Annotated in this window: 28 protein-coding genes; 8 read left to right on the forward strand and 20 right to left on the reverse strand. The window is 65.9% G+C overall.

Annotated elements, in window-relative coordinates:
* The 12 genes from AC1DWT_RS30330 to AC1DWT_RS30385 all read right to left on the reverse strand — a co-directional run.
* Positions 1-188, reverse strand: a 188-nt coding sequence (locus tag AC1DWT_RS30330; protein WP_477923458.1) for an ATP-binding cassette domain-containing protein, incomplete at its 3' end; no start/stop codon positions are given.
* A gap of 401 nt (positions 189-589) precedes the next feature.
* The gene (locus AC1DWT_RS30335) at positions 590-1,192 is read right to left on the reverse strand and encodes a TetR/AcrR family transcriptional regulator (protein WP_072939675.1); all 603 of its coding nucleotides are present in this window, start codon (positions 1,190-1,192) and stop codon (positions 590-592) included.
* A gap of 177 nt (positions 1,193-1,369) precedes the next feature.
* Positions 1,370-2,599, reverse strand: coding sequence for a cytochrome P450 (locus tag AC1DWT_RS30340; RefSeq protein ID WP_072939672.1), 1,230 nt, complete (start codon positions 2,597-2,599; stop codon positions 1,370-1,372).
* Positions 2,600-2,605: 6 nt separating this feature from the next.
* Positions 2,606-2,839, reverse strand: a complete 234-nt coding sequence (locus AC1DWT_RS30345) for a ferredoxin (protein ID WP_072939670.1) — start codon at positions 2,837-2,839, stop codon at positions 2,606-2,608.
* Positions 2,840-2,854: 15 nt separating this feature from the next.
* A complete protein-coding gene (locus AC1DWT_RS30350) occupies positions 2,855-3,727 on the reverse strand; it encodes an SDR family NAD(P)-dependent oxidoreductase (protein WP_012689023.1) in 873 nt (290 codons plus the stop codon).
* 231 nt (positions 3,728-3,958) lie between these two features.
* Positions 3,959-5,638: an FAD-dependent oxidoreductase gene (locus AC1DWT_RS30355; RefSeq protein WP_095862510.1), complete on the reverse strand. Its 1,680-nt coding sequence runs from the start codon at positions 5,636-5,638 to the stop codon at positions 3,959-3,961.
* A gap of 182 nt (positions 5,639-5,820) precedes the next feature.
* On the reverse strand, positions 5,821-6,852 hold the full coding sequence (locus AC1DWT_RS30360; RefSeq protein WP_072939665.1) for an alpha/beta fold hydrolase: 1,032 nt from the start codon (positions 6,850-6,852) through the stop codon (positions 5,821-5,823).
* Positions 6,849-7,640: a MerR family transcriptional regulator gene (locus AC1DWT_RS30365; RefSeq protein WP_206013107.1), complete on the reverse strand. Its 792-nt coding sequence runs from the start codon at positions 7,638-7,640 to the stop codon at positions 6,849-6,851. Before AC1DWT_RS30365 ends, AC1DWT_RS30360 begins: the two co-directional genes overlap by 4 nt.
* Before the next feature lie 211 nt (positions 7,641-7,851).
* The gene (locus tag AC1DWT_RS30370) at positions 7,852-8,145 is read right to left on the reverse strand and encodes a DUF2516 family protein (RefSeq protein WP_005251878.1); all 294 of its coding nucleotides are present in this window, start codon (positions 8,143-8,145) and stop codon (positions 7,852-7,854) included.
* Positions 8,146-8,217: 72 nt separating this feature from the next.
* Entirely contained in the window at positions 8,218-9,057 is an 840-nt protein-coding gene (tadA, locus tag AC1DWT_RS30375; protein WP_072939659.1) for a major lipid droplet protein TadA, read from the reverse strand.
* A complete protein-coding gene (locus AC1DWT_RS30380) occupies positions 9,050-9,556 on the reverse strand; it encodes a helix-turn-helix domain-containing protein (protein WP_012689029.1) in 507 nt (168 codons plus the stop codon). The genes tadA and AC1DWT_RS30380 overlap by 8 nt, the downstream gene beginning before the upstream one ends.
* A 99-nt stretch (positions 9,557-9,655) precedes the next feature.
* Positions 9,656-10,927 carry a DUF445 domain-containing protein gene (locus AC1DWT_RS30385; protein ID WP_477923463.1) on the reverse strand — a complete coding sequence of 424 codons (1,272 nt, stop codon included), beginning with the start codon at positions 10,925-10,927 and terminating at the stop codon, positions 9,656-9,658.
* A 190-nt stretch (positions 10,928-11,117) separates the two neighbouring features.
* On the opposite strand from AC1DWT_RS30385, the gene AC1DWT_RS30390 reads away from it, so the two are divergent.
* Complete coding sequence (locus tag AC1DWT_RS30390) at positions 11,118-11,813, forward strand: TetR/AcrR family transcriptional regulator (protein WP_225858509.1); 696 nt, start codon at positions 11,118-11,120, stop codon at positions 11,811-11,813.
* A 48-nt stretch (positions 11,814-11,861) separates the two neighbouring features.
* Positions 11,862-12,167 (forward strand): DUF4873 domain-containing protein, encoded by a 306-nt coding sequence (locus tag AC1DWT_RS30395; RefSeq protein ID WP_206013109.1) that lies wholly within the window; start codon positions 11,862-11,864, stop codon positions 12,165-12,167.
* On the opposite strand, the gene AC1DWT_RS30400 is transcribed toward AC1DWT_RS30395, so the two are convergent.
* Positions 12,154-13,629: a flavin-containing monooxygenase gene (locus AC1DWT_RS30400; RefSeq protein WP_083395789.1), complete on the reverse strand. Its 1,476-nt coding sequence runs from the start codon at positions 13,627-13,629 to the stop codon at positions 12,154-12,156. The genes AC1DWT_RS30395 and AC1DWT_RS30400 overlap by 14 nt on opposite strands.
* 35 nt (positions 13,630-13,664) lie before the next feature.
* Here AC1DWT_RS30400 and AC1DWT_RS30405 point away from each other — a divergent pair, with 35 nt between their 5' ends.
* Positions 13,665-14,525 (forward strand): polyphosphate kinase 2 family protein, encoded by an 861-nt coding sequence (locus tag AC1DWT_RS30405; RefSeq protein ID WP_072939647.1) that lies wholly within the window; start codon positions 13,665-13,667, stop codon positions 14,523-14,525.
* 21 nt (positions 14,526-14,546) lie between these two features.
* Here AC1DWT_RS30405 and AC1DWT_RS30410 read toward each other — a convergent pair whose 3' ends face one another.
* Positions 14,547-14,768 carry a hypothetical protein gene (locus AC1DWT_RS30410; RefSeq protein ID WP_072939646.1) on the reverse strand — a complete coding sequence of 74 codons (222 nt, stop codon included), beginning with the start codon at positions 14,766-14,768 and terminating at the stop codon, positions 14,547-14,549.
* Between the two features lie 105 nt (positions 14,769-14,873).
* On the opposite strand from AC1DWT_RS30410, the gene AC1DWT_RS30415 reads away from it, so the two are divergent.
* The 3 genes from AC1DWT_RS30415 (at position 14,874) to AC1DWT_RS30425 (ending at position 16,992) form a co-directional block, all read left to right on the forward strand.
* Entirely contained in the window at positions 14,874-15,431 is a 558-nt protein-coding gene (locus tag AC1DWT_RS30415; protein ID WP_095862505.1) for a DUF2231 domain-containing protein, read from the forward strand.
* A 16-nt stretch (positions 15,432-15,447) separates the two neighbouring features.
* A complete protein-coding gene (locus AC1DWT_RS30420; protein WP_095862504.1) occupies positions 15,448-15,603 on the forward strand; it encodes a DUF6131 family protein in 156 nt (51 codons plus the stop codon).
* Between the two features lie 186 nt (positions 15,604-15,789).
* On the forward strand, positions 15,790-16,992 hold the full coding sequence (locus AC1DWT_RS30425) for a glycosyltransferase (protein ID WP_072939642.1): 1,203 nt from the start codon (positions 15,790-15,792) through the stop codon (positions 16,990-16,992).
* 22 nt (positions 16,993-17,014) lie between these two features.
* Here AC1DWT_RS30425 and AC1DWT_RS30430 read toward each other — a convergent pair whose 3' ends face one another.
* Both AC1DWT_RS30430 and AC1DWT_RS30435 read right to left on the reverse strand, forming a co-directional pair.
* On the reverse strand, positions 17,015-17,323 hold the full coding sequence (locus AC1DWT_RS30430; protein ID WP_225858508.1) for an STAS domain-containing protein: 309 nt from the start codon (positions 17,321-17,323) through the stop codon (positions 17,015-17,017).
* Positions 17,324-17,681: 358 nt separating this feature from the next.
* A complete protein-coding gene (locus AC1DWT_RS30435; protein ID WP_072939639.1) occupies positions 17,682-18,437 on the reverse strand; it encodes a GAF and ANTAR domain-containing protein in 756 nt (251 codons plus the stop codon).
* Between the two features lie 225 nt (positions 18,438-18,662).
* Between AC1DWT_RS30435 and AC1DWT_RS30440 the strand changes: the two genes are divergently transcribed.
* Both AC1DWT_RS30440 and AC1DWT_RS30445 read left to right on the forward strand, forming a co-directional pair.
* Entirely contained in the window at positions 18,663-19,097 is a 435-nt protein-coding gene (locus AC1DWT_RS30440) for an ATP-binding protein (protein ID WP_072939637.1), read from the forward strand.
* Complete coding sequence (locus tag AC1DWT_RS30445; RefSeq protein ID WP_072939636.1) at positions 19,094-19,891, forward strand: RNA polymerase sigma factor SigF; 798 nt, start codon at positions 19,094-19,096, stop codon at positions 19,889-19,891. The genes AC1DWT_RS30440 and AC1DWT_RS30445 overlap by 4 nt, the downstream gene beginning before the upstream one ends.
* Before the next feature lies 1 nt (position 19,892).
* On the opposite strand, the gene AC1DWT_RS30450 is transcribed toward AC1DWT_RS30445, so the two are convergent.
* The 4 genes from AC1DWT_RS30450 to aceA all read right to left on the reverse strand — a co-directional run bounded on the left by AC1DWT_RS30450 (position 19,893) and on the right by aceA (position 25,736).
* Positions 19,893-20,933: an NAD(P)-dependent alcohol dehydrogenase gene (locus tag AC1DWT_RS30450; protein WP_206013111.1), complete on the reverse strand. Its 1,041-nt coding sequence runs from the start codon at positions 20,931-20,933 to the stop codon at positions 19,893-19,895.
* 83 nt (positions 20,934-21,016) lie between these two features.
* Positions 21,017-23,311 (reverse strand): 5-methyltetrahydropteroyltriglutamate--homocysteine S-methyltransferase, encoded by a 2,295-nt coding sequence (gene metE, locus AC1DWT_RS30455; protein WP_072939633.1) that lies wholly within the window; start codon positions 23,309-23,311, stop codon positions 21,017-21,019.
* A 119-nt stretch (positions 23,312-23,430) separates the two neighbouring features.
* A complete protein-coding gene (locus AC1DWT_RS30460) occupies positions 23,431-24,327 on the reverse strand; it encodes a 3-hydroxybutyryl-CoA dehydrogenase (RefSeq protein WP_072939631.1) in 897 nt (298 codons plus the stop codon).
* 119 nt (positions 24,328-24,446) lie between these two features.
* The gene (gene aceA, locus AC1DWT_RS30465) at positions 24,447-25,736 is read right to left on the reverse strand and encodes an isocitrate lyase (protein WP_072939629.1); all 1,290 of its coding nucleotides are present in this window, start codon (positions 25,734-25,736) and stop codon (positions 24,447-24,449) included.
* Between the last annotated feature and the right edge of the window lie 207 nt (positions 25,737-25,943).

Below are 25,943 nucleotides of genomic sequence, written 5' to 3' on the forward strand. Positions count from 1 at the left end.
ACGATCGACCCCTGCTCCGGRCGGAGCARACCGATCAGCGACTTCAGGAACACCGACTTACCCGTGCCCGACGGCCCGAGCAACGCACTGACCTCACCGGCCGGAAGGGTCAACGTGACGTCCTGCCAGATCCTCTGCGAGCCGAAGGACTTGGTCAGTCCCTCGACGGATACCTCGACTCCCACCATTACCTCCGTGTATTCAGGCGTCGAACGCGCCTCGGATGTTGCAGGGCACTTGCGACCTCGGGCCGGAACCCACAGCCGTCCCGCCGCGCACATCGAATACAGCTTGTTTGCAGCATTTTTCATCGAATCGCGGACGATGGACGGCGAGTTCACGACCTCCAGCTGTGATACAAATTACGTCGCACGTAATACGTTATACGGCTTTTGACCGTCCAGGCAAGAGCAGGAAGCGAAATGGCTCATCTGCGAAATACGCGCCGGCATAGGCATTCCCGACCGATTCGGCCGTGACCAGGCACGGGAACCGTCGACCAGCATACTTAAGGACATTAGATTTACCGGGTGAAAGCACAAAGAAGCCGTGCCCCCTCGGGGACACGGCTTCTTTTGGACGCGGGCGACTACGGCAGGAAGGCCGGCAGGACGAATTGCCTCATCATCTGCCGGTGCGAGGGATCGGCAGGATCCGAATTATCCAGTCTCGGAGCGAGCATCAGCTGCACGAGGGTGATCCAGGAGCACGCCTCGTCGGTGTCTATATCCGACCTCATTTCGCCGCCTGCCTTGGCGTCGTCGAAGATCGGCCCCCACAGTTCGGTGGTCAGACTCGTTGCGAGGGGGATCGTCTCGAGCCACGACTCGCCGCCGACGTGTTCGGGGCTGACGAGGATGCGCACGATCGGATCGTTGATCCCGTCGTACACCAGGTAGATGAGGCCTTCGATCAGCCTGTCCTCGAACGTCGCACACTCCATCAGGAACTTGCGGCCACGTTCGAGCGTCTGACGCGATCGCCACCTGATCAACTCGGTGGTGAGCGTCTCGCGGTCCTGGAAATACCGGTAGACGGTCGGGCGAGAGACCCCCGCCTCCTTGGCAATGTCCTCCATGGTGGTCTTCGAGATCCCGAAACGAAGAATCATCGTCTGGGCTGCCACGAGTATCTGAGACCGTGCGACATCGGCGTCCTGGCTCAGCACACCGGCGGTCTTCCTTCTTGCCATCCTCGCTCCAGACACCGTCACTTCCGACCAGCCACCCGACCAGTCGCGATACAAATGACAATACACGTAAGTTGTTGCATACCGGGGGCGACGTCCACTCCATTACACCAAAAGAGCGAGGCAGCTGCCCGAAGTCCCACAGGACCACGGACAACTGCCTCGGACGTCCGCCCGGCCTCAGGCCGACGGAGTGAAGGTGATCGGGAGCCGGATGCAGCCGCGAACCTGGGTGGCGTGCAGGATCGGCGGATCCTCCGGAACCAGTCGGTAATCGGGCAACCGCTTGTGAATCTCCTCCATGGCCAGCTTGAGCTCGATTCGTGCCAGGTGAGACCCGATGCACCGATGAGGACCGGCACCGAAAGAGAGGTGACGGTTGGGCGAGCGGTCGATCCTCAGCTCGTCCGGATCCTCGAACTCGTTGCCGTCGCGATTCGCCGAGCAGAGCAGCACGATGAGCTGTTCCCCCTCCGCGATCGTGACGCCGCCGATCTCGACGTCGCGGGTCGCTCGCCGGCCCGCGATCACCGCAGCCTCGATCCTCAGAATCTCCTCGACCGCCGCCGGGATGGTGTCGGGATCGTCCACGATCTCCTGCCGCTGCCCCGGATTGTTCGCCAGGTGGATGATCCCCCACGCCAGTGAACCCTGGACCGTGTGCAGGCCCGCGATGAGCAGGAGGAAGAACATGCGATACAGCTCTTCGTCGGTGAGCAGCCGTACCCCGTCCTCCATCTCGATCGGGGTGTTGATGATCTGCGCGGTCAGACTGTCCGAGGTGTTCTCACCGGACCGCACTCCGGCGACGATGGCACCGAAGTAGCCGAAGATCTGGTTGGCCGCATCCTCGCGGGCCTTGGCCGATTCTTCTTCCGTTCCACCGGGAATGCCCTGCAGTGCAACGTCCGTCGTCTTGGTGAACATCTCGGCGTCTTCGAGGGGCCAGCCCATCAGGGCCAGGAACACCCGCGTCGGCAGCTCGTGGGCGAACTCCGAGATGAACTCGGCTTCACCGCGTGCCGCGAAGTCGTCGATGAGCTCGTTGATGACGTCCCGGATCTGGGGCTCGAGTTCCTTCATCCGCTTGGGACTGAACAGCGGTTGCAGCGCCTGCCGGTAGAACGTGTGCTCCGGCGGGTCCAGCTCGATCGGGATGAACTTCCCCTGGCCCGCGTTCACGAGATTGTTCGGGTAGCTGGAGAAGGTCTCCGGATCACGCAGGACCTGGTGTATCTCCTCGTAGCGCGTCACGATCCAGTGACCGCCGTGCGCCTTCGAATACACGACTGGGCCGATGGCCCGCAGCGCCGCCGCGCGTTCCTGGAACACGTCCTCGGGCATCGCCAACGTCTGGTCGTAGACGTCGAAGTCCACGATGAGGTTCTCGGGTAGTTGGGTTGTCGTCACTGCTTCTCAGCCTTCCGAATTCGGGAGTTCGACGCTCAGCGCGCGTTCGGGGCACATCTCGACGAGGGCACCCAGTTGATCTCGTAGTTCCTCGGGAACAGGTTCGGCCACGACGATGGGGAAGCCCTGGTCGTCGCTGTCGACTATCTCGGGTTCCGCGCCGTAGCAGAGGCCGTGGCCCGCACAGGCGGATCGGTCGACCTTCAACGACTGCGCACGGTTCTGCGCATGAATGGTCATCGACGGACGCTCCGCTCAGTCGACGGGAAGCGTGGGAGTCGGCGTGTCCTCTTCGAACATCATCGCGACTCGTGACAGTGTGCCACCGTCCGTCGCGGGCAGCGTCAGACCGGAAATGTATGCGGAGTCGTCCGACACGAGGAAGAGTGCGACCTTCGCGTTGTCCACGAGCGACGGCGGACGCTGGAGCTTGAGCGGAATCGGCGAGACGCCCGGATCCCACGGTCCCGCGGTCTCCTCGTAGGACTGGCCGATCACCGGGGTGCCCGGGCCCATCAGGAAGTTCGGCGACATCCCGTGCGTGGGTGCGAGGGCATTGACGCGGATGCCGTAGCGTCCGAGATCCAGGCTGAGGCCACGAACCAGGCCGTTGACACCGGCTTTCGTCGCCGAGTACATCGCGATGCTGTGATAGGCGGCGAAGGAAGCCGCGGACGACGTCGCCAGGATGGTGCCGCCGCCGTTGGCCCGCATCGCAGGCACAGCAGCCTTACAGGAGTACACGACGCCGCTGAGGTTGACTCCGAGAACGTGCTGCCAGTCCGCATCCGTGAGGTCCTGGAACTCCACGTGTTCGCCGCCCGCCACCGACGGGACACCACCGCGGGAGACGACACCCGCGTTGGCCCACATGATGTCGAGCTTGCCGAACTGCTCGACGGTGGTCTCGACGCTGCGGTAGACGGCGGCCTCGTCACTCACGTCGGCGGTGATGGCGATCGCCGTTCCGCCCTGCTGTTCAACCAGTTTCGCGGTCTGTTCGGCTCGGTCGCCGTCGATGTCGACGACCGCCACCTTCGCGCCTTCCGATGCGAACAACTGCGCACCCTGGCGTCCGAGCCCGGATCCACCTCCGGTGATGACGGCGACTTTGTCCTGAAGTTTCATGTGAACTCCTCTGTGATGATTCGTCAGATGCCGGAGACTTGCGGTGCATGGGACATCGTCCGGCGAAGTCGGGCGGCGAGACTGTTCCGATCCTCGACGGCGGGGCTGTCGCCGGTCGAGAGGATCGAGTGCGGGCCGCATCCCCGATCCGAATAAACCTTATATCGTTAGGTGATGAGACGTCAATCACTTTCTTCGACGCGCGCCGGGTCGGCGCGCATCAGGGTGATATCAGCCGGAAATAGATGCACTCGAAGCGATTTCAATCATCGAGGCGGTGTCCACGAGCTTCACGCGCGGTCGGCCCGATTCCCTGCCGAGTCGCCGCTCGTGCGCGTCGATCGCCTTCCATCCGTCGTAGTCGATGCGCTCGGGACGCCGCTCCGCAACCAGCCGGCGGAGATCCTGCCGGCCACCCCCGGGAGCCGCCAATCGACCGGAGTGGAAGTCGTCTACGAGTTTGTCGACAGTTTCGGCGGCGCACGCCTTGTTGGTTCCGATGACGCCGGAGGGACCTCGCTTGATCCACCCGACGGTGTACACACCGGACATCGGTCCACTCGCGTCCGGTTCCAGCACACGACCTCCGACGTTCAGCATCGTGGATCGTGCACCCGAGACGGGGATTCCCGCGACGGGGATCCCCCGGTACCCCACCGACCGCAGGACCAGACCACAGTCGACGTCCTCGACGACACTTGTGGGAGCCGCCCTGGAACGGCCGTCCGCATCCTGAACCAGCTCGTTGCGGACCAGGCGGATCCCCTCTACCCGGCCGTCTCCCAGAACCGATACCGGAGAAAGCAGGTAGCGCAGCGCAATACGTTTGTATCCCGGAATGTGCGGGGCGGCGGCGAACTCTGCGACGATCCTGGCTTTCATCGCCTCGATCGAGTCGGTCCGCCCATCTGCCTCCCGCACCACCTCCTCGGGCCGTACCGCGACAGTCACGCCGGGGAGATGGCCGAGCGCGAGCAACTCCGGATTCGTATACGCCGCTTGCGCCGGACCTCTCCGGCCGACGACGAGCACTTCTCTGATCCTGCTCTCCGACAACGCTTTCAATGCGTGCGGGGCGATGTCGGTCTTGGTCAACTCGGCGGTGCCGGCGACGAGCACTCGGGCCACGTCCAACGCCACATTGCCGTTGCCGATGATCACGGCGCGCTCGCCCGACAGGTCGAACGTGCGGTGCGCGTGGTCGGGGTGACCGTTGTACCAGGCCACGAATTCCGTTGCCGAGTGGCTTCCGGGCAGGTCCTCACCGGGAATCCCCAGCGAGCAGTCGGCGGGGGCGCCGACCGCGTAGATCACCGCATCGTGATGCGCGAGCAGGTCGTCGTGAGTCAGGTGCGTGCCGACCTCGACGTTGAGGTAGAAGTCCACATTCTTCCGCGACGCCGTCTTCTGGAAGAGGGAGGCGACCGCCTTGGTCCCCTGATGGTCCGGTGCGACACCGAATCGGATCAGCCCGAATGGTGTCGCAAGCTTCTCGAAGAAGGAGATTTCCACGGCGGGACCGATCCGGGACAGCAGGTTCTCGGCCGCGTAGCAGCCGGACGGCCCGGAACCGACGATCGCCACCCGCAGCAGTGCGCGTTCGGACACCCGGGCAGCCTCGGCAACGGGACGTTCGGGTACGGGGACGGGCTGATCCCGGTTCGCGTAGAACGCCGCGTTGATCTCCTCGTAGCGCGCGGTTTCCGGAGTCAGGTCGTAGTCGGGAACGATCGCGTCGACCGGGCACGCATCGATGCATGCGCCGCAGTCGATGCAGCCGACCGGATCGATGTACAGCATCTCCGCGCTGCCGTAGCCGGGCTCGTTCGGAGTGGGATGGATGCAATCGACTGGGCAGACCGCGACGCAACTCGCGTCGTTGCAGCAGGATTGCGTAACTACATGAGCCAACGTGAGCTCCTATCGCCTGATGACCGGATCGGTGGAACGCTGGGTCGCGTCACGTTTTACAGTGATACAAATTACGTTAGATGTAATGTTGTCGGTGTGTCAAGCCTCACACCGCCACAAAAAAATCGGGCCCACACGCCACCCGGCGTGTGGGCCCGACCGACTGCGGGGCAGCCGAAAGGTCAGAGGTTGCGCAGCCGCACGATCTCCTTGTCGAACTCGTCGATGCTCTCGACGGAACTCATGTGACCGACGCCGGGCAGGACGATCAGGCGCTCGAGGTGACCGGCCTCGTCCAGGACGCGAGCGAGCTTGCGGGCATGGACGGGTGGGGTCAACCGGTCCATGGAACCGACGAGCACCGTCGTCGGAACCGCGAGGTGGTCGAGTGCCTCGTGGATGTCGAGGCCGCTGAGGGCAGCACCCCAGCCGCCGCGGATGCGCGGCTTGCAGTCCCGGACGATGTTCTCGCAGAACTGGACCTCGGCGCGCGAAGCGTTCGGCGACATCGACACGTACTGCAGCGCTCGCGTCATCACCGGCGAAGACACCAACGGGACCGGCGTCTTCAGGACGGCGCGGCCGACCGGAACCGGCACGCGCGGAAAACGATTCGGCAACGGTATGACGGTGGTCTCGGCGACGAGCCGGTCGCAGGCGGTGCTGGCGAGCAGGACCGCGGACGCATATTCCTTGACCTCGCCGGGGTGCCGTCCCGCCCACGCCATGATGCTCATGCCACCCATGCTGTGACCCACGAGCACGGCCTTCTTGCCTTCACGCACCGTCGCCTTCAGCACCTCCGACAGGTCGTCGGCGAGGACGTCGGGACCGAGCGGAAGCGAGCCGACCGAGCTGCGGCCGTGCCCACGCTGGTCGTAGGTGATGACGCGGTACTCCTCGGCGAGCGCATTCACCTGCGGGTACCAGTACTCGGTCGAACACGTCCAACCATGGCTCAGCACAATGGGATCGCCGTCCACCGGACCGTAGGCGCGCACGTACAGCGTCGCTCCGTCGTCGGTGAGGATCTCCGTCACGTCCGGGCGCAGATCCGGGGTGCGCAGCAATTCGTTCGGCGCCACCTCGGTCGACAACGTCAACCCGCGGGTGGCGCGCTTGTGACGGATCGCCGCTGCCGCGGCGGCGACGGCGCCGACCCCGGCTGCGCCTGCGAGCGCCCGGAAGGCGATGGTGCGCGAACTGCTGGTCATTCCTGCCCCTGTCCTGTCTCACTTGCTTTGTTGGTGTCTGTGCCCGACGCCGGACCCGGTGTCTCGCCGAGTTGCCGGGCCGCCCGCTCGAGGGCCCGGGAGATCTGCTCCTCCATCGCCTCTTCGAACAGCGACTGGACGGCGTCGTGCGCGAGGGGACGCATCTGGTCGACGAGGCGCGCGATTGCCGAGACCTTCGCCTCGTCGAGTTCGAGCGGCTCCCCCTCGGCGGCGAGGTAGCGGTCTGCGACGACGGCAACGAACCGCGCGGCGACGTCCGAGAGATCGCGTCGCACCGCCGCGGTCTGCTCGAGGACGTCCTCGAGCGGGATGCCTGCGTCGACGAGGACCTGCGCCGCCTCGATCAGTCGCGGATTGTCGACCGAATAGTCGTCCCCGGCGGGAACGAGCACACCGAGTTCGGTGCCGCGGGCGATGTTGGCCTCGGTGGTCTGCGCCCCGAACATGCGTTTCAGCTCGGCGATCGTCAGGCGTGCCGCGCGCCTGCGCTTCTTCCAGCGGCTGCCCGGGTCGTCGGTCTCCAGAACGTCCTTGACCTGGAGTCCGTAGTGCGCGGCGGTGAGCAGTTCGCTGATGGTCGCGAATGTGTAGCCGCGATCGAGCATCCGCCCGATCAGGTGCAGCCGCGCGAGGTGCGAGTCGTTGTACCACCCCGTGCGCCCCTGCTTCCGCGGCGGCGGAAGCAGTCCGCGGTCCTGGTAGACGCGCACGTTGCGCACGCTCACCCGCGCCTCGCGTGCGAGGTCGTCGATCCGGTATTCCGTCATCGGACGGTGTTCGCCCGTCGGAGCAGCAGCCGGGACGTCGGGCGGGCATCGCTCGCCGATTCACGCTGATGGACGACGGACATGTCAGCTCCCTCGGTAGCCGTACAACCACCATAGCATTGTCACAATGTCCATTGTCATCGTCAGGGCGCGAAAGGCCCCGACCTTCACGGAGCCGTGAGGAGGAGCGGTAACTGTCCGGCCGGAATGCCTACCAGCGAGGTCCGCGCTGCACGTCGTCGACACGGGGGCGCACGTCCACGAGATAGACGCACACCGCGACGACCGCGACGATGCCGAACAACTGCACGGCGGGGAACAGCAGGAGGACGAGAAACGCGACCGCGAGAATGCTCAGCCAGATCGGTTTGCTCAATTTGTCCACGGCGGTGAACGCATCCTTGCGCTGGCGGGCCGCGTGGAACAGCGCGTACGCAGCACCACCCAGAGCGACGATGCGAATCACCAACAAGATCACCGAGACGACGCCGTCAACTTGAATCACAGCCCCATCCTACGAGGTGGGCACGCAAACGGCCCCCGCACCGAACGTGCGGGGGCCGAAAAGCGTGAAGGATCAAGCCTTCTTGACCGGAGCAGCCTTCTTCACCGGAGCGGCGGCCTTCTTGGCCGGAGCCGGAGTTGCCGCAGCCTTGGCCGGAGCGGGAGCCGGAGCAGCCTTCTTCGCGGGAGCGGCAGCATGCTTGGCCGGGACCGCCTGGTCGGCGCGGGCATGGACGTCGGCCGCGGTGGCGGTGACGCGATCGGCAGCCCCCTTCGACGCTTCCTCAGCCTGGTCGCCCAGGTCGAGAACCTTCAGGGCAGCCTCGTCGCCGGCGTCGGCGATGGCCTCGCCGAGTCCCTCGGCGGTGTCGGAGATGCGACCCGAAGCGCGGCCCGCGAGCTTCGCGGCCTGCTCGCCCACGGCGCGCGTCTGGCGGGCCACGGTGCCGAGAGCTTCCTCGGTCAGCTCGACTGCGTCGCCGAAGGCGGTCTCGGCGCGGCCGATGCCCTCCTCGACGACCGGCTGCTTGCGGATGCGCTCGACGGTGTCCTCGCCGCGCTCCGCGAGCGACGTGTACAGGTCGGATGCGACCTTCAGGTAGGCCTCGGCGACCTTGCGCAGCTCGTCGGCGGTGAACTTCTCACGCAGCTCGGCGAGCTCCTCCGGCAGCTCGGACGGCAGTCCGGCGAGGCGGTCGCGAAGGTTCTCGACACCCTCGGTGACCTCTTCCTGCAGTCCGGCGAAGCGCTCCTTGGCGCCGCCGACACGCTCTTCGACGTCACCCTGGGTGGACTCGGCGCGCGAGCGGACCTGGGCGACGACGTCGGCCACGGCCTGCACCACGACGTCTCCGGCACCTACGGCCGCATACAGCGAGGTCTTGACGCTGTCGATGGTCTTCTGGTCAGTCATCGGCTTTCTCCTCTTCAACGGTGGGGGGTTCTGGTTCCGGCGTCTGGGAATCAGAACGCTGGTGTTCTTCTGTCCGAAGCTCGGACGTCCGGGATTCGGCCGCTTCCGCCGATTCGTTCTCACGACAGAACGACTCGTAGATCTCGAGCAGCACCTGCTTCTGCCGCTCGGTTATGGCCGTATCCGCGAGCAGAGCGTCACGGAGGGGACCGTGTGGCCGCTGCTCGAGGTAACCCGCCTGGACGTACAGGACCTCCGACGAGACCCGGAGACCCTTGGCTATCTGCCCAAGCACCTCGGCCGAGGGCTTGCGCAACCCACGTTCGATCTGACTCAGATACGGATTACTGACACCGGCCAGCTGCGCCAACTGCCGCATCGACACCTGGGCTGCTTCGCGCTGGGCACGAATGAAACCTCCGATGTCGTGAGCGGCGTTGCTGACTACGCGAGCTGCCAGATCTCCTGCACCGGCCGCATCGCGGTCATCGCTGGCCATCAGTCCTCCGTGTTGCTGGGCAGCACCAAGCCTAAAGCAGGGTGCTAGCAATTGCAAGCACTCTGTTAGCACCCAGCTAGCGGGCCGTTCCGCGGGACGTCAGCCGAACAGCAACGTCGAGAACGTGTAGATCAGCAGGCCCGCGATCGCACCGACCACGGTGCCGTTGATACGGATGAACTGGAGATCGCGGCCCACCTGGAGCTCGATCTTCTTGGACGCCTCCTCGGCGTCCCAGCGCTCGACGGTGTCGGAGATGATCGCGGTGATCTCGTCGGTGTAGTGGACGACGACGTAGCGCGTGCCTGCGAGCACCCACCCGTCGACCTTGGTCCGCAGCTCGTGGTCGTCGCGCAGCCTCTCGCCGAATCGCACGACGTTCTCCGCGACCTTTGTGCGCAGGGTGCTGTCCGGGTCGTCGACGGACTCCATGATCAGGCGCTTGGCGACCTTCCACGTCGCCGCGGCGAGGCCCGTCACCTCCTCGCGTCCCATGATCTCGSCCTTGATCTTCTCGGCCTTCTCCATGGTCGCGGGATCGTTCTGCAGGTCGTCGGCGAAGTCGACGAGGAAGCGGTTGGCCGCCTGCCGCACCTCGTGCTCCGGGTTGGACCGCACCTTCCAGGTGAATTCGACGAGTTCCCGGTGGATCTTCTCGCCGAGCATGGCGTCGACGAACTTGGGCGACCAGGCCGGCGAATCGCGGCTGACGATCCGGTCGATGGTCTCCTGACTCCCGAGGGCCCACTGGTGCGCCCGCTCGGCGAGCAGATCCAGGATCGGCAACTGCCGGTTCTCTCGCAGCAGTTCGCCGAGCACCCGTCCGATCGGCGGCCCCCACTGGGGCTCGGCCAGCCGGCGCACCAGCGTGCTGTCGATGATCTGCTGCACGTCCTCGTCGCGGAGGATCTCGACGAAGCCGCGCAGGATGGTGGCCGTCTCGGCGGCGACCCGCGCGGCATGCTTCGGCTGCGCCATCCACGTGCCCAGCCGGAGCGGGATCTCCGCGGCCTCCACCTTGGCGGACACCACCTCGGGGGCCAGGAAGTTCTGGCCGACGAAGCTGCTGAGGCTCGCCCCCAGCTGATCCTTCTTGCGCTTGATGATCGCGGTGTGCGGGATCGGCAACCCCAGCGGATGCCGGAACAGGGCCGTCACCGCGAACCAGTCGGCCAGCGCGCCGACCATGCCTGCCTCCGACGCGGCCCGCACGTAGCCGACCCACGCCCCCGCGCCCCGAGATTCCTGCCACCGGCACACGAGGTAGACCACGGTGGCGAAGACGAGGAAGCCCGTCGCGACAGCCTTCATCTTGCGAAGATCGCGACGCTTCGCATCGTCGTCGAAGACGGAAAGGCTCAATTGATCCACAGACGCCATTGTGCCCAAGGTCGACGCGGGGGCGGTCGCCCAGCCGCGGGACGCGCGCCCGCACAGACGGCGTTGTGCCGTGAGACAAGACCCGCGCACTAAGCTGACAGGAGATCGCGACACGAAACGGATGTGAAGAGAGTCAGTGGCGAACGACGGCGTGAAGGATCCCGAGCAGGTGACCGAGTCGATGACCAAGCTGGACAAGGCGGCAAAGCCCGATGGGCGCAAGCGCCGCTGGCGTGAGCACAAGATCGCGCGCCGAGAAGAACTCGTCGACGGAACGATCGCCGCCATCCGCCTGCGTGGACGGGACATCGGCATGGACGAGATCGCGTCCGAGATCGGCGTCTCCAAGACCGTCCTGTACCGCTATTTCGCGGACAAGAGCGACCTGACGAACGCGACCATGGCGCGGTACGTGGAGACCACGCTCGCCCCCCGGATCTACGAGGCCATCGGCGGAGACCTCGACGACTTCGAGTTGACCCGCGCCACGATCACCGCATACGTGGAGACGGTGGCGTCGGATCCCGACGTCTACCTCTACATCATGGCCAACGGTTCCGGCCCCGGCCGCGAGACGGTCGCCGACTCGGAACGGATGATCGCCGAGGTGCTCTCCACCGTTCTCGGCGAGCGGCTGCGGCAGATGGAGATGGACTCCGGCGGCGCAGTTCCCTGGGCGTACGGAATCGTCGGCGGTGTGCAACTGGCCACCCACTGGTGGATCTCCAACCGGTCGATGTCGGTCGAGGACCTGATCAACTACCTCACGATGATGACCTGGGGTGGCGTCACGGGCATCGCCGCGGTCAACGGCTCGCCCGCCCGCTTCAATGCGATCCCGCACCCGCTGCTGCCGCCTGCCGACGCGACCGAATAGGCATCGGTCAATCTTGTGTAACTCACAGTTACAGGTAAACTTGCCCGTGTGAACGAACACGAGGAAGAAGAGGGCTACCGCGGCCCCGCCGACGTCGTCGTCGGCGACCGTCCCGCCGTGACCGTGCAGGTCCAGTTGGCGGGAAACTTCGAACCCATCAGCGGTCGGTACGTCTGGCACGGCCGCGTCCGCACCCTGACGGATGCCCTCGGCGCGGACGCAGACCTGTCCGCAGGCACGGAACTCCGGATCACCAGCCCGGAAGGCACGGCCACCGCCCGGATCACCGGAGTGGATCTCTGGGGAAGCCATCTCGTCGACGGAGTGACGCCCCCACCCTTCAGCCGGGTGTGAACTCGAAGTCCGCCGGATCGACCTCCCGCGTCTGCCGCCAGTAACGCACGGTCGAGCCCGGCCAGATCGCGCGGTTGACGCCGTGCGAGTCCAGATACCAGCTCACGCATCCGCCACGGGACCACACGCCCTTCGACAGCTTCCGCTGAATGTCTGCGTTGAACCTGCTCTGCACGGCCGGCCGGACGACCGCAGCGTCCGCGCCGCGCCGGTCGACGAGATCCATCAGCCGGAGGGCGTAGCGAATCTGCGACTCGATCATGAACACGACCGAATTGTGACCGAGCCCGGTGTTGGGGCCGAGGAGGAAGAACGCGTTGGGGTAACCCGCGACGGTGATACCGAGATGAGTGCGGATGCCGTGCTCCTGCCATTCATCGGCGAGGCGCCTGCCGTCGACCCCGGTGAGGGCGACGCTCTCGAAGCCGTCGGTGACGTGGAATCCGGTGGCGTAGATGATCGCGTCCACGTCCCGCTCCGTCCCGTCCCCCGCGACGATGCCGTGCGGCCGGACCTCCGCGATACCCTCGGTGATCACGACCGACCTCGGTGAGATCAGCGCCGGGTAGTACCTGTCCGACCCGAGGATCCTCTTGCAGCCGATGACGTAGGACGGGGTGAGCTTGCGGCGGAGTTCGGGATCGGTGACGGTCCTGTTCAGATTCCCCCGCGCCGCGCTCTCGATCGGCTTCATCAGGCGGAAATGCCCGTTGAACCCGAGCGCGAGCGATTCGTAAGTCCAGTAGACGGCGGCACGCGCCATCCGTCGTGCCAGCGGGACCCGGCCGAACAGGCGCCGCGCCTTCTGCGGGATACGGAAGTTCAAGCCCGGGATCACCCAGGGCGGAGTCCGCTGATACAACTGCAACTCGGCGACGTCGCCCACGATTTCGGGAACGAACTGGATCGCGCTGGCGCCCGTGCCGATCACCGCGACCTTCTTGCCCCGCAGGTCGTAATCGTGGTTCCACCGCGCCGAATGAAACGCGGTGCCCTCGAACGTGCCGGCTCCCGGCAGATCCGGGACGTTCGGGATGTGCAGCGAGCCGATCCCGGACACCACGAACTGGGCGACGTACTCGTCGCCCGACTCGGTGTGGATGTGCCAGCGGCAGTGTTCGGCGTCCCAGTAGCCGCCCATCATCGTGCGGCCGAAATGAATGTTGCGCCGCAGGTCGTACTTGTCGGCCAGTCCGCGCAGATAGTCGAAGATCTCCGCCTGCCCCGACCACATCTGCGTCCAGTCCGCGTTCGGCTCGAACGAGAACGAATACAGGTGCGAGGGCACGTCACACGCACAGCCCGGATATGTATTCTCCCGCCACGTACCGCCGACCTCCCGCGCCTTCTCCAGCAGGATGAAGTCGTCGCGCCCACGCTTGCGTAGCTGGATGGCCGTGCCCAGACCGGAGAACCCGGTCCCGATCACCAGGACACGGCACTGATGCACCTCGCCGCCCACACCTCCATGTAACGCTCCTGTGGCACTGTCTGTACATGGCAGAGAACGCACGCGGATTCTGGACGACGCCGGCAACCGAGGCCCTGCGGTCACACCCGGGTCGGCGGATCGCCGAACTCGACTGCGGGAGCACACCCGGATTCGTCGGCGACAAGTCGGACGGCGTCCAGCTGTTCGAGGAACGCGGCGCGGTGCTGTCCGCCCTGCAGGAGAAGCTCTACGCCAACGGACGATCCGGCGACCGGCGGTCGGTGCTCCTCGTGCTCCAGGGTATGGACACCGCGGGTAAGGGCGGGATGGTCCGCCATGTCATCGGGCACGTGGACCCGCAGGGAGTCGATCACGCCTCCTTCGGTGTTCCCACTCCCGAGGAGAAGCGTCACCACTTCCTGTGGCGGATCGGCAAGGCCGTCCCCCGCGGCGGGCAACTCGGCGTGTTCGACCGGTCGCATTACGAGGACGTGCTGGTGGTCCGGGTTCACGATCTCGTGCCCGAGGCAGTCTGGAGCGGCCGCTACGACGAGATCAATCAATTCGAGAAGGAACTCGTCGCGAGCGGCACGACCCTGGTCAAGGTCGCGATGTTCGTGTCACTCGACGAGCAGAAGTCGCGGTTGCGCGAGCGTCTGGAACGCCGCGACAAATACTGGAAGTACAACCCGTCGGACGTCGACGAGCGCTTGCTGTGGCCGGCGTACCAGGACGCGTATCAGGCCATGCTCGACCTGACGTCGACCGACTACGCGCCGTGGCACGTGGTTCCGTGCGACCGCAAGTGGTACAGCCGGCTCGCGGTCACCGAACTGCTGATCGACGCACTCGAGAAACTCGACCTCGACTGGCCGCCCGCCACTTTCGACATCGACGCGGAAAAGCGGCGGCTCGCGGAATCCTGACGCCGACCGGGAGCGCCGCAGTCAGAAGAGGTGCGGCGATTCGTGATGCAACCTGTGGTCGTGGCGCACGGTTCCGCCGTACAGCGCCATCGCTCCGGCCAGTGCGACGACGCACAGAGACCCGGAGATCACCGCCCAGCCGCCCTGCCCGGATCCCGCGGCGACGAGGAACCCGCCGAGACAGACCACCGAGAGCAGAACCAGTGCGAAGCTGACCCAAGCTGCGAAGAGATTGAGTTTCATTGCACTCACCTCACCTTCGAGAACGTGGTCCCGACGCTACGCCCGACCTGCACCGACGACAAGGCGGGCCGGTTTTCTTCGAGCCGCGGTGGGTAATCGAATGTCATGAACCTCGAGAGCGTGTTCCGGAAAGCGGAGGCCGCCGGATTCCTCGACGGCGGCAGCCGGTTTCTGCAGCAGCGGATCCAGGGGGCGCTCGGTTCGTCCGGCGCGGGCCCGTTGTTGCGCGGGTCCTGGCTCGGGCACCCCGTGCATCCCGTTCTCGTCAGCATTCCCATCGGCGCGTGGGTCGGCGCGAGCATCTTCGATCTGGCATTCCGCGATCACGTCGGCGCACGCAGGCTGATCGCCCTGGGACTACTCGCCACTCCCCCGACGCTGATGACCGGCTGGGCGGATTGGGCCGACCGCGACACCGTTCAGCGCCGCGTCGGACTGATCCACGCCGAGGCCAACGCCATCGGTGTCGTGGCCATGCTCGCCTCCTACCTTCGCCGCAGACACGGGACCGACGGACGCGCTGTCGCCACCAGCACCGCGGGACTCCTCGCGATCGGCATCGGCGGCGCGCTCGGCGGGCATCTGACCTACGCAATGGGCGCAGGGGTCGACGAGGTGCGGGAGGGTCCGCGAACGGACTCGCCCCTCACTTCGGTGGGATGAAGAATCGAGGAACGTCATGATCGTGCTCGGACTGATCTTGCTCCTGATCGGATGGCTGGCCGGCATCAACTGGCTCTGGACCATCGGCATCATCCTCGTGGTGATCGGTGCGGTCCTGTGGATTCTCGGCGCGACCGGGCGTGCGGTAGGCGGCAGGCGTCGCTGGTACTAGAACGCAACACCGGCCGGCTCGTGTCACCCGTCCCGTGACCGAATGCGAGTCGGTCGGTTTACAAACCCGAACTTCGGGAATCCCCGTGGCATGACGGCCATTCATCGCGAACCCAGACCTCCCGTGTGCGGCGGGCAGCCGATGAGAACGACCGCCGTCGGCACCTCGAGACGATTACGGATTTCAATGGTCTCCGCCAACGCCAGTCCCCTCGACGTGTCGGACGGCGCCGAAGTCGGAGGGCAGAGCATTCATCTCGCCGAACTGTCGGCGGCCCTCACGAGGGAGGGCCACGACGTCACGGTCTACACGCGGGCGGAGAGCGAGGACGCCCCGGCACGGGTCACAACCGCGGGCGGGTACACCGTCGTGCACGTTCCGGTCGGCCCCGCACGGCCGATGCCGGAGGCCGAGATCCTGCCGCTGATGGGGGCATTCGGCAGCTTCCTGAAGGCCGAATGGGAGGCCGAGCGGCCCGACATCGTCCACGCCCACTACTGGATGTCCGGGATCGCGACGCAACTCGCGGCCCGCACACTCGGCATTCCGGTGGTCCAGACGTTCCACGCACTGGGAGTGGTCGAGCAACGGTTCGAGCACGCCGACACGTCGAGCACCCACAACCGAATTCACTTGGAGCAGTTGATCGCCCGCGGCGCTACCCGTGTGGTGGCGACGTGCACGGACGAGGTCTTCGAACTCTCCCACCTCGGCCTGCCCCGCTCGCGCACGTCCGTCGTTCCGTCCGGCGTCGACGTCAAGGAGTTCACGCCCGACGGCCGCGCCGACGAGAAGGGCAAACGCCACCGCCTCGTCATGGTCGGCAGGCTGGCGCCGAGCAAGGGCTTCGACACTGCCATCGAGGCGCTCACCCACTTCCCCGACACCGAACTCGTCATCGCGGGCGGACCGGCCGCAGACGACGTCGCCGACGACCCCGAAGCGTCCAGACTGCTGACGCTGGCCCGTGAGACGAAGGTGCGCAACCGGGTACGGATCGTGGGGCGGGTGCCGCGAAACGCCATGCCCGCGTTGCTGCGCTCGGCGGACGCCGTCGTGTGCACCCCGTGGTACGAGCCGTTCGGCATGGTGCCGCTCGAGGCGATGGCCTGCGGCACCCCGGTGGTCGCGTCCGCCGTCGGCGGCATGCGCGACACGGTGGTCGACGGCATCACCGGACGCCTGATCTCCCCGCGCAACCCGGTCCGCCTGGCCGAGGCCCTGCGACAGATCTTCGACGACGACGCCCTGCGCACGGGATACGGCATGGCGGGCTGCGATCGCGCCCGCGCACGCTATTCGTGGGACCGGGTCGCCACCGACACCCTCCGCGCCTACGGGCGCTGTGTGTCGGCCCCTCCGCGCACGAGTCGAACCGGCGCCCACTGAACTCGGGCGCCGGCTCGGCCGGTTACGCCGTACGGCCGTGCCAGGCCCCGAGGGCGCTGTCCACGGACGCGAAGCAGGGGAAGCTCGACTCCTGGCCCGCCGCCCTGAGCAGCCGGTAGACCGGCCGGCCACAGATCATCGCCCACGTCCGCCCGTCCCGGACGTTCGTCTCGTGAACGGTGTCGAGCACCGACAGACCCGCGGTTCCGATGAAGTCCACCTTCGACATGTCGAGGATGAACTGCCCCTCGGGCGAGATCCGCGTGCACACGTAATCACGGAACCCCGGTGCACTGAACAGGTCGATCTCGCCTCGCACCCCTACCAACATCACCCCGGAACCGAGCCTCTCGGAAGTGAATTCCGCGCTCGCACAGCGTGTCGGAGCGGAACCGACGGCCGCGAGCGTTACTCTCGGCTTGTACGTGGTACCGAACTCCGTGCCCGAACACGCCATTTCAGGTTCTGGGACCCCTTGACCAACAGACATGGCTCACCCCATCTCGAACATTGAGAGGGGAAGCGGAGCACCTGCAGACAGACCCGACCTCGGACACATGACACTGTCTGCTACGGCAGCGCTTCCCGACATCGGCTGTGTGTTCAACCTCGGTTCGAGACTACTCCCGCCTGTGATGTGTCACAAGGAAATAACAGATACTGGGGCCCTCATTTGCCCTGGTGAGCGTTTACAAACCGTTATGCACGGTTGTGCGGGCAGAAACAGCCGCCACGACACGTTCTGCGACCACCCGAAGTTTGACGTTCTCGCGCTGCGAACGGGTGACGAGGACATCGAATGCGGTCTCGGCGTCGAGACCCCGCAACGCCATCACGATTCCCTTCGCCTGGTCGATGACGGAACGGGAACGAAGTGCGATACGAAGTTGCTCGATCAGATTTCTCGCCTCGCCGTACCGTCGCGCGTTGCGCACCGCGACCGATGCCGCCTCGACGTGCAACTCGAGCACCGACTCGTCCATCCGGTGGAAGGCGTGCGGCAACAGTCCGTACAGATTCAGTGCCGCCGACTGCTCCGGGCCGGGCAGCGGCACGGACAGATAGCTGTGGACGCCTGCCGGTTCGGAACTCGCGGCGTACGCCGGCCACCTCTCGTACGCGGCGGCGCGGTCGGCGCGCACCGGTTCACGGGAGCGCACCGCGTCGAGCGCGGGACCCTCACCGAAGCGGTACTGCAACTCTTCGAGTGCCACGACGTCGTCCGAGGTCGCCGCCGCCGTCACCGGTCCGGTCGCCCGGAGAACGGTGACCCCGGCCATCGCCGCACCCGGGAAGGTCGACACGATCCGACGGCACACCGTGTTCAGCGCGACCTCGAACTCGTCCTCGGGCTCGAGCAATTCGAGCACGGAGTCGAGCGAGACGGTGACCGCGTCGGCATCGACGTCACTCGTCAACGTGTGCAGGTGAATCTCGTCAGGCATCCCACTCACTCGTCTCCCGTGACCATCATGACCCTGCCGAGGGCCTCAGGAACGCTGATCGTGCCGCCAACACTACCCGCGCAAACGTACTGATCGGACTGGTTTGATCGGTCCTGTTCTGCGGTATTCCACCTGCGGTGTCGCCGGATCGCTACCCTGACTTTTCAGCAGCGCGAGCCGACCCACCACTCGCCGACAGCACGGAACGCCCGACCCGGAGGTCTCATGGCCATCGCCAAGACAATCGAACCCGACCAGGATCACACACATCCCGTCGTCGAACTGCGCGTGCGAGCAACGCCCGATCAGCTCTCCGTACTGCGCGCCCTGGCAGCTACCGTTGCCATCCACGAAGACTTCGACCTCGACTCCATCGCCGACATCAAACTGGCCATGGACGAGATCTGTACCCAGCTGATCGTCCGCGCGACACCGGATGCACTTCTGGTGTGCCGGCTGCAATTTCTCGACGGCACCTTGCGAGTCGACGTGTCGAGCACCACCACCTCGGTCGACTCCCTCGGCGAGCGTTCGTTCGCCTGGCACGTCCTCAACGCCCTCACCGATTCGCTCGACCTGAAACAGGAGCCCGACCCTTCCACCGCGGGTTTCGTCACCACCATGGAATTCACCAAGGTGAAGAATGGCCTGAGTCTGTGACGTCCCATACTCACAGTGGGGGGCACACGGCCCGTTGGCCGGACGAGTATCAGGACGTCACAGCACTGTTTCAACAGATGGCAGCCCTCGATGAGGACGACCCCCGGCGCAGCAGACTGCGCGACGCCGTCGTGACTCGCTGCCTGCCACTGGCCGAGCACATCGCCCGCCGCTTCGACGGCCGCGGCGAGGCGCACGACGATCTGGTGCAGGTCGCGCGCCTCGGCCTGGTCAACTCCGTGGACCGGTTCGACGTGGAGCGCGGATCGGACTTTGTGTCGTTCGCCGTTCCCACCATCATGGGCGAGGTCCGGCGGCATTTCCGCGACACCGGGTGGGCCGTCCGCGTCCCCCGCCGGATGAAGGAACTGCATCTCGCGCTCAGCCAGGCCGTCGCCGAACTGTCGCAGAGCCTCGGCCACGCCCCCACCGTCAGCGAACTCGCCGAGCACCTGGACCTCGAACAGGAGGAGGTGGCGCAGGGACTGCTCGCCGGCAACGCCTACCAGACCGTCTCCGTCGACAACACGTCCTCGGACCGGGCAGGTGAGCTGTCCATGGTGGAGACGCTCGGCGACTACGACGCCGCGATGGACGACGTCGAGAACCACGAGACCCTGCGCCCCCTGCTCCAGTCACTGCCCGAACGGGAGCGGACCGTCCTCATGCTGCGGTTCTTCGGCAACATGACCCAGACCCAGATCGCCGACCGCGTCGGCATCTCGCAGATGCACGTGTCCCGCCTGCTCGCGAAGACCCTGGCGTCRCTGCGAGATCAACTCGGTGACGCGTAGGTCAGATCGTTGCCGTGTCGATCACGAATCGGTACCGCACGTCGCTGCCGACCACGCGGTCGTAGGCGCCGTCGATCTGGTCCGCGGAGATCACCTCGATCTCGGCGCCGATTCCGTGTTCGGCGCAGAAGTTCAGCATCTCCTGCGTCTGAGCGATGCCGCCCACCATCGAACCGGCCAGGCTGCGGCGGTTCGCGGCGAGGCTGAACGCGCGCACCTCGATCGGCTTCTCCGGCAACCCCAGTTCGACGAGGGTGCCGTTGATCGCGAGCATGGACATGTACGCGTCGATGTCGAGATTCACCGACACGGTGTTGACGATGAGGTCGAATTGTCCGCGCAACTGYGTGAACGTGCCCGGATCCGAGGTGGCGTAGTAGTGGCCGGCGCCGAATTTCAGGCCGTCGTCCTTCTTGCCGAGCGACTGGCTGAGCACGGTGACGTCGGCGCCCATCGCATGCGCGATCTTCACGCCGACGTGTCCGAGACCGCCCATCCCGATGACCGCGACCTTCTTGCCCGGTCCGGCGCCCCAGTGGGCGAGTGGTGAGTACAACGTGATGCCCGCGCACAGCAGCGGCGCCGCGACGTCCAGTTCCAGACCGTCCGGGATGGACAGGACAAAGTGTTCCGTCACCACGATGTGCGTCGAGTAGCCGCCCTGCGTCCACTCGCCGTCGCGCCCCGTGGCGTTGTACGTCCCGGTCGCCCGGTTGACGCAGTACTGCTCCTCGTCGGCCCGGCAGGCGTCGCATTCCCCGCAGGAGTCGACGAAGCACCCGACCCCGACCCGGTCGCCGACCCGGTGCTTCGTGACCTCGGACCCGACCGCGCTCACCACGCCCGCGATCTCGTGACCGGGCACGACCGGGTAGTGGGTGCTGCCCCATTCGTTACGGGCGGTGTGGATGTCGGAGTGGCAGATGCCGGCGAACTTGATCTCGATCAGCACATCGAGCGGTCCGAGTTCGCGGCGCTGCACGGTGGTCTTCTCGAATCGGCTGTCGGCGGACGTGACTGCATATGCGGCTGCGGTAACCATGCTTACATGCCTACATGTTTGCGCGACCGAACGCACGTTCGGGGCCACCACTGCCGCGGTGACCCCTGAACACGCCTGAGGAATCAGTCCTCGGATTCTTCCTTCTCGGACCGCCGGCGCAGACGCTTCGCGGCCGCCACCAGGTTGCGCAGCGACGGCTCGAGCTGCCAATAGTGGCGAGTCTTCAGCCCGCCGTCCGGGTTGGCCCACAACCGTTCCAGTGAGACCGACTCGCTCGCCTCCGTGAGCAGTTCGTCCAACTCGTCGATGTCCGGAATCCGGGCCGACCGGCTCTCGTACACACCCGGACCGACCCCGTGGGTCAGCGCCCGCTCCTTGATGGCATCGAGCACCCACGTGATGGAACGCGTCGCCACGATCGCCGTCACGTCCGCATCGAGCCGTTCGATGGCGTCGACCACCGACGCCCGGCTCGTGTACGTGAGGTGCGTGTGGATCTGCGTCTCCGGCTTCGCCGCACCCGTCGCGAGACGGAACGCGTCGACCGCCCACTCGAGATACGCCTCGCGGCCGTCCTCGCGCAACGGCAGCAGTTCCCGGATCGCCGGCTCGTCGACCTGGATGATCGCGATTCCCGCCGCCTCCAGGTCGGCGATCTCGTCACGGATCACCAGCGCCAACTGGTCAGCCGTCTCGTACAGCGGCTGATCCTGGCGGACGAACGACCGCGCGATCATCGTCACCGGACCCGTCAGCATGCCCTTGACCGGCTTGTCCGTCAGCGACTGCGCGTACGCGATCCACTCGACGGTCATCGGCTTCGGCCGCGACACGTCCCCGTAGAGGATCGGGGGACGTGTACACCGCGAGCCGTAAGCCTGCACCCAGCCGTTGTGGGTGAAGGCATACCCCTCGAGAAGCTCCGCGAAGTACTGCACCATGTCGTTGCGCTCGTGCTCACCGTGCACGAGGACGTCGAGACCGATGTCCTCCTGCAACCGGATCGTGCTTTCGATCTCCGCCTGGATCCCCTTGTAGTACTCGTCCCACTCCAGGCGCCCCTGCCCCAGCTCGTACCGGGCCTTCCTGATCGCATCCGTCTGCGGGAACGAACCCAGCGTCGTCGCCGGAACCAGCGGCAGGTTCAGTCGCTCCTGCTGCGCGACCCGCCGCTCCTCGTACGGGACCCGGATGCGGTCGTCCGGCTTGATCGCGTTGACCCGTGCGCGCACCGCATGCTTGAGCTTGAAGTGCACCGACGTGGGACGCTTGCGCCACTTGTCGGACGGGCCCTCGGTCAGCGCCTTGGCCAGCGAGACCACCTCACCGACCTTCTGCTTCGCGAACGCGAGCCGGTCCGCGACGTCACCCGGAATGTCGTACTCGGACAACACGTCGTACGGCACGTGCAGCAACGACGTCGACGTCGAGACCACCAGATCGGGCACGACGTCCTTCAGCGTGTTCAGGTACGTCAGCGTGTTGTACCGGTCGACGCGCCACACGTTCCGGCCGTCGACCACGCCGGCGTAGATGCGCTTGCGCTTCATCCCCGGGATCCTCGCCAGCTCGTCGGCACTGAGCCGATGACTGACGAGGTCGAGACCGAGAGCCTCGACCTTCGTGGAGGCGAGGACGGCGAGGGCCTCCCCGAGATGCCCGTACGGGCCGGTGACGAGGATGCGGGGACGCAGCGGCGCGTGCGACAACTTCTCGTACACCCGGGCCAGCGCCGCCAGCTCCTCCGGCGTGCGGTCCTCGGTGAACGACGGCTCGTCCAGCTGGACACACGTGGCGCCGGCCTTCGCGAGCTGCTCGAACAGAAGCTCGTATTCCGGCAGCAGTTTGTCCAGCAGCTCGAGGGTCGAGAAGCCGTGCCGCTTCGACGTCGGACCGACCTTCGACAGCAGGAGCAGCGACACGGGCCCCATCACGACGGGACGCAGTTCGATCCCGCGTGCCTTCGCCCGTTCGAACTCGTCCAGCAGGATCTCGGACCGCAGCGAGAACTCGGTGTTCTCGTCCAATTCGGGCTGGCGGTAGTGGTAGTTGGTGCCGAAGAACCGCACCAGCTCGAGCGGGGGGAAGTCCGGCCTGCCCCGTGCCAGCGTGAAATAGAAGTCCAGCGGATCGAGCTGGTTCTCGAGCGGCGCGAACCGCTCGGGCACCGCACCGAACAGCAGCGCGTTGTCGAGTACGTGGTCGTAGTACGAGAACGTATTGCCCGGGACCTGGGTCAGACCGGTTGCGGCGAGCTCACTCCACGTCTCCTCCTGGAGATCCCGGGCGACGGCGACGAGTTCGTCCTTCGTTCCCGTGCCGTGCCAGTAGGACTCGAGGGCACGCTTGAGTTCGCGGTGAGGTCCGATGCGGGGATACCCCAGGATGCTGGATCCGTATGCTGCGGTGCTGGACATGCGGTCGACCTTTCTGGGCTCAGTCCGGTGGCTGAGAATGCCTCTGGGCTCGATGCACCTGTGCGCCTCTCACAACCGCCGGAGGTCGTGAAAGGCGCACAGCTGTAGTCGCCTACCTACTAGCTGGCCTTCTTGCTCGCACGGCCGTTGTCGCCGTACTCGTAGAAGCCCGCGCCGGACTTCTTGCCGACCAACCCGGCCTCGACCATGCGGAGCAGCAGCGGCGGCGCCGAGTACAGGGGCTCCTTGAACTCTTCGTACATGGAGTCGGCGATGGACTTCACCGTGTCCAGGCCCACCAGGTCGGTCAGTGCAAGCGGTCCCATCGGGTGTGCGAGGCCGAGAACCGTTGCCTTGTCGATGTCTTCCTTCGTGGCGAACCCGGACTCCACCATGCGGATCGCGGACAGCAGGTACGGCACCAGGAGGGCGTTGACGACGAATCCGGAACGGTCCGCGGACCGGACGACCTGCTTGCCCAGCACGTCGCTCGCGAAGGCCTCGGCCCGCTCGGACACAGACTTGCTCGTCTTGAGCGTGGTCACCAGCTCGACGAGGGGAAGCACCGGAACGGGGTTGAAGAAGTGCATCCCGATGACCCGCTCCGGGGCCGTCGTGGCGATGCCCAGCTTCATGATCGGGATCGACGACGTGTTGGACGCCAGCACGGCGTTCGGATCCGTCACGACCTGGTCTAGTTCGGCGAAGATCTCGCTCTTCACCTTCTCGTCCTCGACGACGGCCTCCACGACGAGCTGCCGGTCCGCGAAATCGCCGAGGTCGGAGGTGAACCGCAGCCGCCAGGCGGCCTGCTCACGTTCCCGCTCGGTGATCTTGCCGCTGCTCACTCCGCGATCGAGCGAACGCAGGATGCGCGAACGCCCCGCCGCCGCAAGCTCACGGGTCTGCTCGAACACCAGAACGTCGACGTGCGCGCGAGCGCACACCTCTGCGATTCCGGCACCCATGATCCCGGCGCCGATCACGCCGACGCGCTGAATCTTTTCGCTGGTCACGTCAGCTCCTTTTCGTCTAGTGGAGTCGTCGTCCGGGGAGGGGCCCTGTCACAGGCCCCTCCCCGGGGTCGGGTTGATCAGGTGAGGCCTTGATCGGTCGAAGCCTCGGAGGACAAGACTCAGTGGAACTGACCCTCTTCGGTGGAGCCCTTCAGCGCAGCCGTCGACGTGTTGGGGTCGACCGTGGTGGCGATGCTGTCGAAGTAGCCGGCTCCGACCTCACGCTGGTGCTTGATGGCCGTGAAGCCACGCTCCTCGGCGGCCTTGAACTCGCGCTCCTGCAGGTCGACGAAGGCGGTCATGCCCTCGCGGGCGTAGCCGTGGGCCAGGTCGAACATGCCGTAGTTGAGCGAGTGGAAGCCTGCCAGGGTGATGAACTGGAACTTGAAGCCCATCGCGCCGAGCTCCTTCTGGAACTTCGCGATGGTCGCGTCGTCCAGGTGCGCCTTCCAGTTGAAGGACGGGGAGCAGTTGTAGGCGAGCAGCTGGTCGGGGAACTCGCTGCGGACGGCCTCGGCGAACTTCTTGGCGACCTCGAGGTCCGGCACGCCGGTCTCCATCCAGATGAGGTCGGAGTACGGGGCGTAGGCCTTGGCACGCGCGATGCAGGGCTCGATGCCGTTCTTGATGCCGTAGAAGCCCTCGGCGGTGCGGGTGCCGTCGAGGAACGGGCGGTCACGCTCGTCCACGTCGGAGGTGATGAGGGTGGCGGCCTCGGCGTCGGTGCGCGCGATGACGACGGTGGGGACGTCCGCGACGTCGGCCGCGAGGCGAGCCGAGGTCAGGGTGCGGATGTGCTGCTGCGTCGGGATGAGCACCTTGCCACCGAGGTGGCCGCACTTCTTCTCCGACGCGAGCTGGTCCTCCCAGTGCGAACCGGCGACACCGGCCGCGATCATGGCCTTCTGCAGCTCGTAGACGTTGAGCGCGCCACCGAAGCCGGCTTCACCGTCGGCGACGATCGGGGCGAGCCAGTTGTCGACGGAGGTGTCACCCTCGACCTTGGCGATCTCGTCGGCGCGCAGCAGCGCATTGTTGATGCGGCGCACGACCTGCGGGACCGAGTTAGCCGGGTAGAGGCTCTGGTCGGGGTAGGTGTGTCCGGACAGGTTCGCGTCACCGGCGACCTGCCAGCCGGACAGGTAGATGGCCTTGAGGCCTGCACGGACCTGCTGCACGGCCTGGTTGCCGGTCAGCGCGCCCAGCGAGTTGATGTAGTCCTCGTTGTTCACGAGGTCCCAGAGGATCTCGGATCCACGGCGTGCGAGGGTCGCCTCTTCGACAACGGTGCCCTGGAGCTTGGTGACCTGCTCCGCCGTGTAGTTGCGGGTTACTCCCTTCCAGCGCGGGTTGGTGTCCCAATCCTGCTGGATTTCAGCTGCGGTCTTCGGGGTGCCGGTGGTCGACATCAAGACTCCACTCTCTTCGACTTCTGGTCCGGTACGGATGTACTGCTTCACATCCTTGCCAGGCCCTTCGTATGTACTCACCGAGAATGACATAAGCAAAAAGTGCCGTCTACCTGTTGCTACTGCCAATCTTGGCTAGCTTTTCACAGCACTTTGCAAAGACTGTTAAGAAAGTTCAGCGTCAAACCTGCCCGATCGGGGAGCAAA

This window comes from Rhodococcus sp. P4_B6 (assembly GCF_056402215.1).